Genomic DNA, 12,760 nt, shown 5'->3' with positions numbered 1-12,760 from the left:
CGGCGGCCGGATTATCCGGGAAGGCAGAGCCTTTCCCGACAAAGCGGCCGTTGCGCTCCGCGCCTGCCATAGGTCCGTGCGGGAAACATCGTCCGCGCTCGGTGAACTATAGCGTGAAACCCCACCAGTGTAAGGTCTCTTGGCGCCTCTTCGGCCTTGACGGCCAAAATAGGACAGCAACCCTGTCCTAATTCATCGGTTCTATGCCAGAAACAGGACGGCTTCGCAAGGGCCATAAATTAAAAAAACGTCAATTGACGCAGGAAGATTACCAAATCGATCAAGGTGGCGACATAAAATTACGCGATCCCCTATTATATTGTTTCTTGATTGCGGAATTCAATTTTTGTGATGGGTTGCGCCCCAATCGCTTGATCCCGTGAAGCTTTGGACTAAGCTCCCACCCGAACCCGCCCCCACCTCCATTTTTCCTAGGCATTTTCCATGATCTTTGCTTCCGACAACTGGGCTGGCGCCCACCGTTCCATTGCCGAGCGCCTGCTTCAGGAATCCGCCGGTTTCGCCGCCGCTTACGGCACCAGCGATCTCGACCGCCGCGTCGAGGCGCGCTTCTCAGAGATCTTCGAGCGCGAGGTCTCCGTCTTCTTCGTGGCGACCGGCACGGCGGCGAATTCGCTGTCGCTCGCCAGCGTCCAGCGCCCCGGCGGCATCACCTTCTGCCATTCCGAAGCCCATGTGATCGCCGACGAATGCGGCGCGCCCGATTTCTTCAGCCAGGCACGGCTGTCGCCTGTCGATGGCGAATTGGGCAAGATCGATCCGGCGAAGCTCTCCAAGGCGATCGCCGGCTTCCCCGAGAACGCCGTGCATCACGGCCGCGCGACAGCGGTCACCATCACCCAGGCGACCGAGATTGGCACCGTCTACGCGCTCGACGAGATCGACGCCATTTCCGCCATCTGCAAAGAGCGCAAGCTGCCGCTCCACATGGATGGCGCTCGCTTCGCCAATGCGCTGGTGGCGCTCGATGCGAGCCCGGCCGAGATGACCTGGAAGCGCGGCGTCGACATCCTCTCCTTCGGCGGCACCAAGAACGGCTGCTGGTGCGCCGAGGCGATCGTCGTCTTCAATCCCGACAAGGCGAAGGAAATGTCCTTCATCCGCAAGCGCGCCGCCCAGCTCTTCTCGAAGTCGCGCTTCATCGCCGCCCAGTTCGACGCCTATCTCGATAACGGCCTGTGGATGGAGCTTGCCCGCCACGCCAACGGCATGGCCGACCGCCTGCGCTCCGGCATCGGTGCCAGCAACTCGGCCCGCCTTGCGTGGTCGACGACTTCAAACGAAGTCTTCGCCATTATAAGGAAGAGCGCCGGAAAGACCGCCGAGGACAAGGGCGCGAAGTTCTACGAATGGCCGATCCCGTCGGCCACGCCTGATCTCGTCGGCCCTGACGAGATCCTGATCCGCCTCGTCACCAGCTTCGCGACAGAGGAAAAGGACGTCGACGGCTTCCTGAGCTGCCTCGCATCATAGACGGACATGGGAACGGCGAAGAAGATCGTCACCGTGGCTGCGGTGGCGCGTTCCAATGGTGATCCGCGGCCATGAGCGGCGGATCACCATTGTCGACATTGTCGTATTGTTTCTCCGAAGCGGCTAGTTCTGACGCAGCATCACGGCGGAAGGCGGCGCCCCGGTATCCGCCGTCTTGGAGTCGTGACCAGCCACGACGATGAGCATCACGCAGGCAACCAGCCCGGAGACGAAGAGCGCTCCATATACCATCGTCCGTTCTCCCTGTAGCCCCGAACGTCGACCTTGAGCGAAGACCAGACTAAGGGGTCCAAGGTAACCAGAAACCTAAGCGACAGGGTTGAAGGATACTTAAAATTCGAGACAACGGATTAACCACGACGCGCGCCCGCAAGACCGGGCATCCGGGCCGGAGCAACAGTCACCCCGACCGCAGGCTCCTGACCTTGGCGAGGATATCGTCGGAGAGCGCCGAAACCAGCGCCTGGTCCGCCCCCTTGCGCGGCACCAGCACGAACTCGACATCCTCGAGCACGGGAAGCTTGCCCTTCGCGATCACCTTCAGCCCCGACGGCGCCATGCTGCGCGGCTGCACGAGCACGCCCATGCCGGCGCGCGCCGCCGCCGTCAGCCCGCTGAGGCTGCCGCAGGTGCAGACGATCCGCCAGGGAATCTGGTGCCGCCCCAGCGCCTCCAGCGAAATCGCTCGCGTCACGCTTGGCGGCGGAAAGGCGATCAGCGGCAGTGGCGAGGCGCTCATGATATGATCGGGATCGCGCGCCAGCCAGACCAGCGGCTCGCGATAGACCAGCCGCCCGCGCGCGTCGCCGAGCCGCCGCTTGGCCAGTACCAGATCGATCTCGCCATTGTCCTGCATTTCATAAAGCGTGCCCGACAGCGCCACCGTCAGCTCCAGATCGACCGAAGGGTGCGAGCGCACGAAATCCTCGAGCACGCCGGGCAGCTGGCTGGTGACGAAATCCTCGGAGACCCCGAGCCTCAGCTTGCCGCGCAGGCTTGGCCCGCCGAACAGCGATTGCACCTGCCCCTCGATCGAGAGCATGGCGCGCGCATGCGACAGCAAGGCCTCGCCATCCGTGGTCAGCACCACCTTGTGCGTGTCACGGGCCAGCAGCCGCCGCCCGATCGACGTCTCCAGCCGCTGGATATGCTGGCTGACCGTGGATTGCCCGAGCCCAAGCCGCTCGGCCGCCAGCGTGAAGCTCCCCATCTGCTCGACGGCGACGAAGCTGCGCAATTGCGTAAGATCAAGCATGCTTATCCCATTTCGCGATAACTGTTATTTCTTGCATCGCATATCATAATGGAAGAAACAGGACTGATCCATCCCAAGCCGGTCGACCCGCCGGATAAGCCGAGTTCAGCCCATGCGCCGTTTCCTGCCCGATACCTTCACCATCCTTCTGGTCTGCACCGTCATCCTGGCCTCGATCCTTCCGGCCAGTGGCGCCTTCGCGGGCTATTTCGGCACGGCGACGACGCTTGCCATCGCGCTCCTCTTCTTCCTGCATGGCGCGCGCCTGGCGCGCGATGTCGTCATCGCCGGCCTGCTGCACTGGCGGCTGCATCTGGTGATCCTGCTCACCACCTTCGCCATCTTCCCGCTGCTCGGCATGACGCTCGGCCTCGTGCCGGATTCGATCCTGCCGCGACCGCTCTATCTCGGCATTCTCTTTCTCTGCGTTCTGCCCTCGACGGTGCAGTCGTCGATCGCCTTCACCTCGATGGCCGGCGGCAATGTGCCCGCCGCGATCTGCTCGGCCTCGGCCTCCAATATCTTCGGCATGTTCCTGACGCCGCTTCTCGTCGGCCTGCTTTTCTCGGTTGGCGGCCACGGCGGCTTCTCCTGGAACGCCCTGCTGCAGATCTTCACGCAGCTGCTGCTCCCCTTCATCCTCGGCCAGGCGCTGCAGCCCTGGATCGGCGACTGGATCCGCGCCAAGAAGAAGCTCCTGATGCCCGTCGACCGAGGCTCGATCCTGATGGTCGTCTACCTCGCCTTCTCGACCGCCGTGGTCGAGGGCCTGTGGCGGACCTTCTCGCTGACGGACATCGCCGTCGTCATCGTCGCCGACATCGTCCTGCTGGCCATCGTTCTCTGCGCCACCACCTTCGGCAGCCGCCTGCTCGGCTTCAACGAGGCCGACCAGATCACCATCACCTTCTGCGGCTCGAAGAAGAGCCTGGCGAGCGGCGTTCCCATGGCCAACGTCATCTTCGCCGGCCAGCCGATCGGCGCCATCGTCCTGCCACTGATGCTTTTCCACCAGATCCAGTTGATGGTCTGCGCCGTCATCGCCCAGAAATACGCCGCCGCCCACCACCGCCGCGCCACCGCCGCCGAGATCGAGCAAGCCGCCAACCCGGCGTGATGGCCGGTGTAATGGCCGGAGTGATCGAACGCCGGACAACGAAAAAGCGGCGCCCCGTCCGGAGCGCCGCCTCTTTGCCATATCCTGGGAGGGATTGGTTAGTTGGTGACTTAGTTGGTGACTTGAGCCTCGATCGCCTTCGGCGCGCTCACCGGCTCAGCGGCGATCGCGATCTTGCGCGGCTTCATCGCTTCGGGAATGCTGCGCAGAAGGTCGATGTGAAGCAGGCCGTTCTTCAGCGAAGCGGCTGCCACCTCGACATGGTCGGCAAGCTGGAAGCGACGCTCGAAAGTGCGCTTGGCGATGCCGCGATAGAGGAATTCGGAGCCTTCCGCATTATCTTCGCTCTTCTCACCCTTGACGGTGAGAGCATGGGCCTGCGCTTCGATCGAAATTTCGGTTTCGTCGAAACCGGCGACGGCCATGGTGATGCGGTAGGTGTTTTCACCGGTGCGCTCGATATTGTAGGGCGGATAGGTCTGGCCCTGGTCGGGCTGGCCCAGGCTGTCGAGCATGGTGAAGAGACGGTCGAAACCGACGGTGGAACGATAGAGGGGAGAGAAGTCTACGTGACGCATGATGTCCTCCTGAGGAAGCGACTGGTTGCGATAAGTTGCCCCTGAAACCCCTTGATCGGCAGCTTCGGGACGGTTCCGCGGACCCGTTCTGGCGTCCGCTACCATGAGATGGGGATGGCTTTTTCGGACTTCAAGACCCTTTCGAAGAGCCGCCCACAACCACCGGAAATCCGCGGCCAGCCACCGTGAACCGCGCATGAACGCCCGGTTCGGCATCCGTTCAGACGCGTGGGCCTAGAGATTGCGTCATCGGGTTACACTGGCTCGATGGCTGGAGTGTATCGTCCCTTCGTCTCCAGCCCGATCTCCGGCCGGCATTGCGCTCCCCTCAGGTCCCGCATGCCGGCCACTTTTTTTTGACCGGGCGCGGCAAGCGCACAGCAAGAGCGCTTTTTTCTTTGATTTGACAGGCCGATCGCCTATCCGCTTTACTTCTATCCGAATCCTTTCGAAGGACGCGCGCGCACGGCCATGGACCAGGTTCTCTATTCGACACCCGGCAATCCGGTTCCGGAAAACCGTACCGAAGGCTTCTTCGAGACGCATGACGGCCTGAAGCTGCGCTACGCCGTCTTCCGCTCCTCGGCCCCCGTCGCCAAGGGCACCGTCGTGCTGCTCCACGGGCGCAACGAATTCATCGAGAAATATTACGAGACGATCCGCGACCTGACCGACAAGGGCCTCTGGGTCGCCACCTTCGATCTGCGCGGCCAGGGAAATTCCGACCGCATGCTGAAGAAGCGGCATTACGGCCATGTCCGCCGCTTCATCGATTACGAGCACGACCTCGACACCTTCCTCGAGAAGGTCGTGCTGCCCGATACCCGCCTGCCCTTCTATATACTGGCGCATTCGACCGGCGCGCTGATCGCGCTGTCGGCTGCCCCCTATCTCACGACCCGCATCGAGCGCATGGTGCTGACGGCGCCCTTTATCGGCCTCGCCGGCCAGCCCGCCTCGGCCGGCACCATCCGGCGGCTCGCCACCATGGCCTGCGTGCTCGGCCTCGGCTCGTACCCGCTGGCGCGCAGGCTCAAGGAAAAGCCGTTCCGCGACAATCCGCTGACATCGGACGAGGTGCGCTTCGAACGCAATGTCGCGATCGGCGAAGCCCAGCCCGACCTGACGCTCGGACCGCCCACGGCCCGCTGGCTTTTGGAATCCTTCAAGACCATAGAACGCGTCACCGCGCCGAACCATCTGTTTTCGATCACCATTCCCACGGTGGTCATCGCGCCGACGCGCGATACGATCGTGCCCTACATCGCCCAGGAGCGCCTTTCGCGCTATTTCCGCGCCGGCCAACTGGTGCCGATCAACGGCGCCCGTCACGAAGTGTTGCAGGAACGCGATGTCTACCGGCAGGCGGCGCTCGCCGCCTTCCACGCCTTCATTCCGGGCGCGGATGCCGAGGTTTCCGAGGAGTTCGAGGGCTTCGGCACCTGAACGCGATGCGTCCCCGGTCGGGCCGTTCCCACGCCCCGCGCGCCCGATATCGCATGGCTCGACCCGAGCCCGATCACATTTTGAGACAAAAATGTAACGCGGTGTTTGAATTTTTACGATTGTAAGATAATAGTTACTCACTTTTTCGATAAGGGCTGAACTAATCACATAGGGGGCACCTGGCGTTGAGGGCGCATTACGTATTGGGACGATCTCTTTTCGGGATCATGATTGTGGGCTTGGCGACCACGGGGTGCACGAGCACGCCGAAGACGACCGGCAGCATCCAGACCACAAAGCCGCTGCAGACCAGCACACCCGGCAAGGTCACCTACAATTACACGACGGAAGACCGCACCTGTCTCAAGCGGGCAATGTATTTCGAATCGCGGCAGTCGGATCGCGACGGCTATATGGCGGTCGGCAGCGTCGTGCTGAACCGGCTGACATCGCCGGCCTACCCTAAGTCCATTTGCGGCGTCGTTTCGCAGGCCAGACAGTTCGCTCCCGGCGTCATGACCCGCGAAGTCAAGCCCCAGGCGGAGCCCGATCTGAACGAGGCCGCCGACGCGCTTTTGAAGGGTGAACGCAACCCCGCCGTCAAGAAGGCCATGTTCTTCCACACAAGCGGCCTGAAGTTCCCCTACGACAACATGTATTACGTGACGGTTGCCGGCGGCAATTCGTTCTACGAGAAGCGCGGCGCCGACGGCGAGCTGCAGACCCCCGCACCGCTGCCCGCCTATGAAGTCGCGATGAATTTCGTGCCGGAACACAATCAGATGGCGGCGCAGTTCGAGCTGCTCACGCCCGCCGCCTCGCCGGCCCGCGCGCCGATCCCGATGGCGGACGGCGTTGTCGATACCGCCTACGAAGCGCCTGATAACGTGCCCGTGCCGCAGGCGGCGCCGATGCAGACGACCGCCGATCAGGTGCGGATGCAGCAGCCCCAGCTTCAGCAGGCGCAGCTTCAACAGACCCAGTCTAAGCAGCCTCAGATCCAGCAGAAGCAGGTGCTGCAGGCTCCGGTCCAGCAGGCTTACGTCCCGTCGGTGCCCGAGCCGGCCGCCTTCGAGGCCGTTGCCTACACCATCCCGACGGCGGTCGCCGTCCCCACGCCGCGCCCGGCGGCCTTTGATATGGCCCGCATGCGTGGCGGCATCGGCGGCTGATCGCCGCCGCCGCAAGCAGTGCCATCGAACGAAAAAGGGTTCCAGCCTATCGGCGGAACCCTTTTTTCATGTCTTCATATGCCAGGCTGTTCGCCCTGCCAGTCCTCGGAACGATGCCGTGTCATCGCCAAAACGCGATCTCGCAACTGTCCGGCACCCGCCGGACAGTTGTCGGAGAACGGTCAGGCCACTCTCGACAACGGCGCCGTCACGCGTTCGCGTCGCTCGTCGCCAACCTTGAACTGGCCGATGAGGTCGAACAGCGCGCTCGCCTCCGTCGCCAGCTTGCGGCTCGCCGTCGCGGTCTGCTCGACCATCGCCGCGTTGCGCTGCGTGTCCTGATCCATCGACATCACCGCCTCGTTGATCTGGCCAAGCGCCTGCGATTGCTCGCGCGCCGCCACCACGATGCCGGAGACGTTGTCGTGCACCTGCAGCACCCGCGCCGCGATCGCCTCGAGCGCGGAACCCGTCTTGTCGACGAGCGTGACCCCGTCGCGAACCGACGCTTCCGAATCGCGGATCAGCGCCTTGATCTCCTTCGCCGCATCGGCGGAGCGCTGCGCCAGCTGGCGCACCTCCTGTGCCACGACCGCGAAACCCTTGCCCGCTTCACCGGCGCGCGCGGCCTCGACGCCGGCGTTCAGCGCCAAGAGGTTGGTCTGGAAGGCGATATCGTCGATGACGCTGACGATGCCGGCGATCTGGGTCGACGAGCGCTCGATCCGCGCCATCGCCTCGACGGTCTGCCGCACGACATCGGCGGAATCCTGTGCGCTCTTCGTCGTGTCGTCGACAAGCCGTCCGGCATCGGCCGCCCGGCGGGCCGAATCCGACACGGTCGTGGAAATCTCGGTGACGGCCGCGGCGGTCTCCTCGACGGAAGAGGCCTGCGATTCGGAGCGGCGGGCAAGGTCGTCCGACGCGGCACTGATCTCGCGCGTTCCCGATGCGATCTGCGTCGCGTTTCTGGCGATCGCCTGCATCGCCGCCCGCAGCCGGCCGATCGAGGAGTTGTAGTCGGTGCGCAGCGTTTCCAGCGAGGCGATGAACGGCTTCTCGATCGTCTGGTCCAGATCGCCCTCGGCCATCGCCTGCAGGCCGACGGCGAGCTCGTTGACGGCCCTGACCCGCTCGCTGACGTCGCTTGCGAACTTGACGACCTTGAACACCTTGCCGTTCATGTCGAGGATCGGATTATAGGAGGCCTGGATGAACACCTTCCGGCCGCCCTTGCCGATGCGCGCGAACTCGTCGGCGGCGAACTGCCCGGCCGCGAGCTTGCGCCAGAATTCCTTGTACTCGCCGCTGTCGGCATAGGCGGGGTCGCAGAACATCGAGTGATGCCGTCCGCGAATTTCCTCCAGCGTATAACCGAGCGTCGTCAGGAAATTCTCGTTGGCCGTCAGGATATGACCGTCGGGCGTGAACTCGATCGTCGCCTGCGCGCGTGACAGCGCGTCGAGCTTGCCCGCGTCTTCCGCGCTCTTCAGCTTCGTGTCGGTGATCACGGTCGCGAACTTCACGACCTTGTAGGGCGCGCCGCCCTTGAAGACGGGATTGTAGGAGGCTTCGATCCAGACTTCGCGCCCGCCCTTGCCGACGCGCTTGTATTGCCGGCGGTCGAATTCGCCCTTGTTCAGCTGCTTCCAGAAAGCGGCGTAGTCCGCGCTCTTCGCTTCTTCCGGTTCCACGAACATGCTGTGTGGCCGTCCGACGATTTCGTCGAGACGATATCCCATCGCCTGGCAGAAGTTCTCGTTGGCGGACAGGATATTGCCAGCCATGTCGAACTCGATCACCGCCTGCGAGCGGCTGACCGCATCAAGAACGGCCTTGGCGCCGGCGGCGGACCCGAAAGAAAAAAGCTGCATTATATTTGCCTCAAAACTGAAATACGGATCGCCGGAAGGCAAAATTCCGTAGAAATATTCACTTCATCAGCAAGATTTGCAGCGAACTCTTTCTGTTTGATTAATGTTCGCCCAGTGCGCGCATCTTATCGCGCAAGTAGAGGCACGTTTTCGTGAATAAAACAACCAGGGAGAGATGAGGATATACGAGAGCAACTTTTGATGCTGAACACTGTACGAATCTGACAAAACTCGGCTTCATCTTGCCGGAATGGAAGCAACCACCGGTTTAACGCCGCAGGATCGCCACTGCCGCGTCATAGACCGCCCGGCTACCCGCGGCGATGATCGAGCCGCCATTCTCCGGCCGCCCGCCGTCCCAGGTGGTGATGATGCCGCCCGCCTTCTCGATGACGGGAATGATGCCGCCGACGTCGTAGGGCTTGAGGCTGTTCTCGATGACGAGATCGATGTGCCCGGCGGCCAGAAGCGCGTAGGCGTAGCAATCGGTGCCGTAGCGGAAGAGCCGCACCTGGCCTTCGATCTCGCGATACCGCTCCATCTCGGTACCGGCAAACAGATGCGGCGACGTCGTGAACAGGATCGCATCGGAAAGCCCGGCGCAATCGCGCACCTTGAGCCGCCGCTCGCCCTCGGGACCGGTATAGTAGGAGCCGCTCTCGTCGGCGAAATAGCGCTCGCCGGTAAACGGCTGCTCGATCATCCCCATGACCGCCTGGCCATTCCTGTAGAGGCCGATCAGCGTCCCCCAGACGGGAACTCCCGAGATGAACGCCCGCGTGCCGTCGATCGGATCGATCACCCAGACATGCTCGCGCTCGAGCCCGACATTGCCGAACTCCTCGCCGAGAATGCCGTGTTCGGGAAAATGCGTCTCGATCAACGCCCGGATCGCCGCTTCGGCCGCCCGGTCGCCCTCGGTGACGGGATCGAACCCCGAGGCCAGCTTGTTGGTCACGTCGATCCCGGAGCGAAACCGCGGCAGCGTCTCGGCCTTGGCGGCTTCGGCGAGACGATTGAAGAAGGTGCGATCAGGAAACATAAGGGACATCCGTGTGAGACCGTCGATGCCGCTTTCCATAGCCGAAACCGGTCATTTTGCAAACGCGGGCAGCAATTTTTAGCCGGCTGCCTATATTTTGCGCACCGCAATAAACTGATTGACAATTGTGCACTGCAATAGTAGCGTCTCCCTACAGTCTTCTGACTGTAAATACCCTCCTTGGGTGTTTCCTCCCTAGACTTGGACCGCCGCAAGGCGGTCTTTTTTTGTCGGGTGGATAGCGCCGGGATGATCGGCACAGATCCGCAACCCTGGCGCGGGAAAACTACACCCTCTTCAAGACAGTAATAGTACGCTCGATCGCAGTCGCCGCGATATGCTGAAACGTCGGCCGGATCATCAATGGAGCAATCGCGGCCGAAACGAAATCCGCATTGAGCCCGGCGATCGCCGACAACGTCGCCGCGACATGCGGCCGATAATACCGAAGCGCCTCGATGAGCTCGCGCTCGTGGCTCTGCGCGGCGGCGGCGATGTCGAAGATATCACGGGGCCGGATGGATGCTCCGCGATAATAGACCTTCTTGGCAACGATCTCCGCTACAGTCTCCAGACGCGTGGACACGCCCTCGACGGAAGTCCGAAGATGCGGAACCGACGTCAACGCTTGAGCGACGATGAAATCGATTTCGCCGATCCCGTTGAAGGCGAACTTCTGGAACTTGACGCCGTCTCCTTGATAACCGTCTGGAACGACATCGAACGCCAATTCGGCTTTCGCGGGATCGAGATAGCGCAGCACCTGAGCATCGGGCAGGAAAATATCGACATCATGACTATCCCGATGGTCGAGCTGGAGCATCATCGCCGTACCGCCACCGAAAGACCATTCGTCGATAACAGGGTACGACCGGTTGACGTGATTGATCAGGCCTGTCGCAACAGTGAAAAGCCGCCTCCAATCGGGAGGGCCGCCGATCGTCACGCAGCCAACGGATAGGTTTCGCCGGAATAGAGGGAGAACGCCGTTGCCGCCTCCACCAGTTCAGCCAAAGGGATGCCGACCGAGGCCGCGAACGCCGCCTGAAGCTGCGGGGTCACTTCGGCGAAGAAGGACGACATGTGGCCGGGTACGGTTCTGGCGTCATCCCTGTGCGACAGGTAAAACGCCAGCTCAGCGGCCGTCAGCTTGCGCCTGTAAGGCGCATTCACAGTGCTCAAGACCGTAGCTGCGATATCCATCGTCACCACCTTTGACCCTGAACAAAAAATAGAGCCACCGCACCCAGGCGTCAATGCCGGCGCCATCAGCGTGGCCGCCGTGGGAGAGCCGCCCTACTCCGCCGCCAGCGCCGTATCGCCGGCGAACTTGGCGACGTAGTCGGCCATCTGTCGCATGAACGAGGTGATCGCCGCCACGACGAGCGGGAAATCGGCGCGCCGTTCGAGCGTCACCTCGTCGACATAGAGCGACCGGTTGATCTCGATTTGCAGCGCGTGCAGGCCGCGCGACGGGCGGCCGTAGTGCTCGGTGATGAAGCCGCCGGCATAGGGCTTGTTGCGGATCGCCGCGAAGCCCATCTCCTCGAAGATGCTGACGGCCATGCGCGACAGCTCGGCCGAGGCGCTGGTGCCGTAGCGGTCGCCGATGATGAAATCCGGCCGCGAGGTCGCACCGGCGACGCGGATATTGCCCGGCATCGAGTGGCAGTCGATCAAGACGCCGAAGCCGAACTGCACATGCGTGCGCGCGATCAGCCGCCGCAGCGCCGCGTGATAGGGCTTGTAGACCGCCTCGACGCGATCGAGCGCCTCCTGCACCGGCAGGCGGCGGGCGTAGATCTCCATGTTCTCGGCGACGATGCGCGGAATGGTGCCGAGGCCGCCGGCCACGCGCAGAGAATTGATATTGGCGTAAGAAGGCAAGAGCCCGTCGAACATGCGCGGGTCGAGCTCGTAGGGCTCGCGGTTGACGTCGAGATAGGCGCGCGGAAAATTGGCGAGCAGCAGCGGCGCCCCGAGCGCGCCGGCCGCCGAAAACAGCTCGTCGACATAGTGGTCTTCCGAGCGTCGGATCGAAATCCCCTGCAATCTCGATTGCGCGATGAACTCGGGCGGATAGATGCGGCCGCTATGGGGGGAATTGTAGACGAATGGAATGGTGTGCGACGCGGGTTCCCGTATCTCAAAAAGCTCGTACGCGGGAATCTCGTCCACCTGTTTCCCTCTTAACCATGCTCGCAGGCACCTGCTTTGCCCATGTTGCCAGTTGAAGGCCGCCAAGTCCATACTATCTCATGGGGATGACGCTTTGCACAGGCGCTTCACCGGTTGTTTACCGGCCGAAATCTAGTGTAAATGACCAATACTCACGCATAAATTCCACTGATCAGCGGTCTGGATAATGACTCAGAAGATACTTCTTGCAGAAGACGACAACGACATGCGCCGCTTCCTTGTGAAGGCGCTCGAAAAGGCAGGCTACAAGGTCCTGTCCTACGACAACGGCGCCAGCGCATACGACCGCCTTCGCGAGGAACCCTTTTCGCTTCTTCTCACCGACATCGTCATGCCCGAAATGGACGGCATCGAGCTGGCGCGCCGCGCCACCGAGCTCGATCCCGACCTCAAGGTGATGTTCATCACCGGCTTCGCGGCCGTCGCGCTCAATCCTGATTCGAAGGCACCGAAGGACGCCAAGGTCCTTTCCAAGCCTTTCCACCTCCGCGACCTCGTCGACGAAGTCAACAAAATGCTTGCCGCCTAAGGCTTCTGTGGGCGCATGTCACAAATCTGAAAA

The 12,760-nt window shown here is 62.3% G+C and carries 13 protein-coding genes; 5 read left to right on the top strand and 8 right to left on the bottom strand.

Going from position 1 to position 12,760, the window contains the following annotated elements; genetic code table 11:
• Nucleotides 1–444: 444 nt before the first annotated feature.
• A complete protein-coding gene (locus GGQ67_RS11870) occupies nucleotides 445–1,494 on the top strand; it encodes a threonine aldolase family protein (RefSeq protein WP_183900375.1) in 1,050 nt (349 codons plus the stop codon).
• A 123-nt stretch (nucleotides 1,495–1,617) separates the two neighbouring features.
• Here the strand turns inward: GGQ67_RS11870 and GGQ67_RS25500 are convergent, their stop codons facing one another.
• Together GGQ67_RS25500 and GGQ67_RS11865 are read right to left on the bottom strand one after the other, a co-directional pair.
• Nucleotides 1,618–1,746, bottom strand: coding sequence for a hypothetical protein (locus GGQ67_RS25500; RefSeq protein ID WP_281393579.1), 129 nt, complete (start codon nucleotides 1,744–1,746; stop codon nucleotides 1,618–1,620).
• A gap of 169 nt (nucleotides 1,747–1,915) precedes the next feature.
• Entirely contained in the window at nucleotides 1,916–2,770 is an 855-nt protein-coding gene (locus tag GGQ67_RS11865) for a LysR family transcriptional regulator (RefSeq protein WP_183900374.1), read from the bottom strand.
• 112 nt (nucleotides 2,771–2,882) lie between these two features.
• Between GGQ67_RS11865 and GGQ67_RS11860 the strand changes: the two genes are divergently transcribed.
• The gene (locus GGQ67_RS11860) at nucleotides 2,883–3,887 is read left to right on the top strand and encodes a bile acid:sodium symporter family protein (protein ID WP_183900373.1); all 1,005 of its coding nucleotides are present in this window, start codon (nucleotides 2,883–2,885) and stop codon (nucleotides 3,885–3,887) included.
• A 110-nt stretch (nucleotides 3,888–3,997) separates the two neighbouring features.
• Here GGQ67_RS11860 and GGQ67_RS11855 read toward each other — a convergent pair whose 3' ends face one another.
• Nucleotides 3,998–4,465: an Hsp20 family protein gene (locus tag GGQ67_RS11855; RefSeq protein ID WP_183900372.1), complete on the bottom strand. Its 468-nt coding sequence runs from the start codon at nucleotides 4,463–4,465 to the stop codon at nucleotides 3,998–4,000.
• A 471-nt stretch (nucleotides 4,466–4,936) separates the two neighbouring features.
• Between GGQ67_RS11855 and GGQ67_RS11850 the strand changes: the two genes are divergently transcribed.
• Both GGQ67_RS11850 and GGQ67_RS25655 read left to right on the top strand, forming a co-directional pair.
• Nucleotides 4,937–5,911 carry an alpha/beta fold hydrolase gene (locus GGQ67_RS11850; protein WP_183900371.1) on the top strand — a complete coding sequence of 325 codons (975 nt, stop codon included), beginning with the start codon at nucleotides 4,937–4,939 and terminating at the stop codon, nucleotides 5,909–5,911.
• 233 nt (nucleotides 5,912–6,144) lie between these two features.
• On the top strand, nucleotides 6,145–7,083 hold the full coding sequence (locus tag GGQ67_RS25655) for a cell wall hydrolase (RefSeq protein WP_425503777.1): 939 nt from the start codon (nucleotides 6,145–6,147) through the stop codon (nucleotides 7,081–7,083).
• Nucleotides 7,084–7,265: 182 nt separating this feature from the next.
• Here the strand turns inward: GGQ67_RS25655 and GGQ67_RS11840 are convergent, their stop codons facing one another.
• The 5 genes from GGQ67_RS11840 to GGQ67_RS11820 all read right to left on the bottom strand — a co-directional run bounded on the left by GGQ67_RS11840 (nucleotide 7,266) and on the right by GGQ67_RS11820 (nucleotide 12,177).
• Entirely contained in the window at nucleotides 7,266–8,957 is a 1,692-nt protein-coding gene (locus GGQ67_RS11840; RefSeq protein WP_183900369.1) for a methyl-accepting chemotaxis protein, read from the bottom strand.
• Between the two features lie 268 nt (nucleotides 8,958–9,225).
• Nucleotides 9,226–9,999, bottom strand: a complete 774-nt coding sequence (gene hisN, locus GGQ67_RS11835; RefSeq protein WP_183900368.1) for a histidinol-phosphatase — start codon at nucleotides 9,997–9,999, stop codon at nucleotides 9,226–9,228.
• Between the two features lie 286 nt (nucleotides 10,000–10,285).
• Nucleotides 10,286–10,945, bottom strand: a complete 660-nt coding sequence (locus GGQ67_RS11830) for a nucleotidyl transferase AbiEii/AbiGii toxin family protein (RefSeq protein WP_343056506.1) — start codon at nucleotides 10,943–10,945, stop codon at nucleotides 10,286–10,288.
• Nucleotides 10,942–11,202 carry a hypothetical protein gene (locus tag GGQ67_RS11825; RefSeq protein ID WP_183900366.1) on the bottom strand — a complete coding sequence of 87 codons (261 nt, stop codon included), beginning with the start codon at nucleotides 11,200–11,202 and terminating at the stop codon, nucleotides 10,942–10,944. Before GGQ67_RS11825 ends, GGQ67_RS11830 begins: the two co-directional genes overlap by 4 nt.
• Nucleotides 11,203–11,295: 93 nt before the next feature.
• Nucleotides 11,296–12,177, bottom strand: coding sequence for an N-formylglutamate amidohydrolase (locus GGQ67_RS11820; RefSeq protein WP_183900365.1), 882 nt, complete (start codon nucleotides 12,175–12,177; stop codon nucleotides 11,296–11,298).
• A 187-nt stretch (nucleotides 12,178–12,364) separates the two neighbouring features.
• Here GGQ67_RS11820 and cpdR1 point away from each other — a divergent pair, with 187 nt between their 5' ends.
• On the top strand, nucleotides 12,365–12,727 hold the full coding sequence (cpdR1, locus tag GGQ67_RS11815; RefSeq protein ID WP_003542883.1) for a response regulator CpdR1: 363 nt from the start codon (nucleotides 12,365–12,367) through the stop codon (nucleotides 12,725–12,727).
• The last annotated feature ends 33 nt before the right edge of the window (nucleotides 12,728–12,760 follow it).

Origin of the sequence: Rhizobium metallidurans (assembly GCF_014196505.1) — a bacterium.
Classification (GTDB): Bacteria; Pseudomonadota; Alphaproteobacteria; order Rhizobiales; family Rhizobiaceae; genus Rhizobium; species Rhizobium metallidurans.
This window is presented reverse-complemented; position numbering and strand designations above follow the sequence as displayed.

Coding starts and splice junctions, on each gene's coding strand:
- GGQ67_RS11865 (WP_183900374.1), bottom strand. CDS start 2,770: ATGCTTGATCTTACGCAATTGCGCAGCTTCGTCGCCGTCGAGCAGATG.
- hisN (WP_183900368.1), bottom strand. CDS start 9,999: ATGTTTCCTGATCGCACCTTCTTCAATCGTCTCGCCGAAGCCGCCAAG.
- GGQ67_RS11855 (WP_183900372.1), bottom strand. CDS start 4,465: ATGCGTCACGTAGACTTCTCTCCCCTCTATCGTTCCACCGTCGGTTTC.
- GGQ67_RS11870 (WP_183900375.1), top strand. CDS start 445: ATGATCTTTGCTTCCGACAACTGGGCTGGCGCCCACCGTTCCATTGCC.
- cpdR1 (WP_003542883.1), top strand. CDS start 12,365: ATGACTCAGAAGATACTTCTTGCAGAAGACGACAACGACATGCGCCGC.
- GGQ67_RS11850 (WP_183900371.1), top strand. CDS start 4,937: ATGGACCAGGTTCTCTATTCGACACCCGGCAATCCGGTTCCGGAAAAC.
- GGQ67_RS11840 (WP_183900369.1), bottom strand. CDS start 8,957: ATGCAGCTTTTTTCTTTCGGGTCCGCCGCCGGCGCCAAGGCCGTTCTT.
- GGQ67_RS11860 (WP_183900373.1), top strand. CDS start 2,883: ATGCGCCGTTTCCTGCCCGATACCTTCACCATCCTTCTGGTCTGCACC.
- GGQ67_RS11825 (WP_183900366.1), bottom strand. CDS start 11,202: ATGGATATCGCAGCTACGGTCTTGAGCACTGTGAATGCGCCTTACAGG.
- GGQ67_RS25500 (WP_281393579.1), bottom strand. CDS start 1,746: ATGGTATATGGAGCGCTCTTCGTCTCCGGGCTGGTTGCCTGCGTGATG.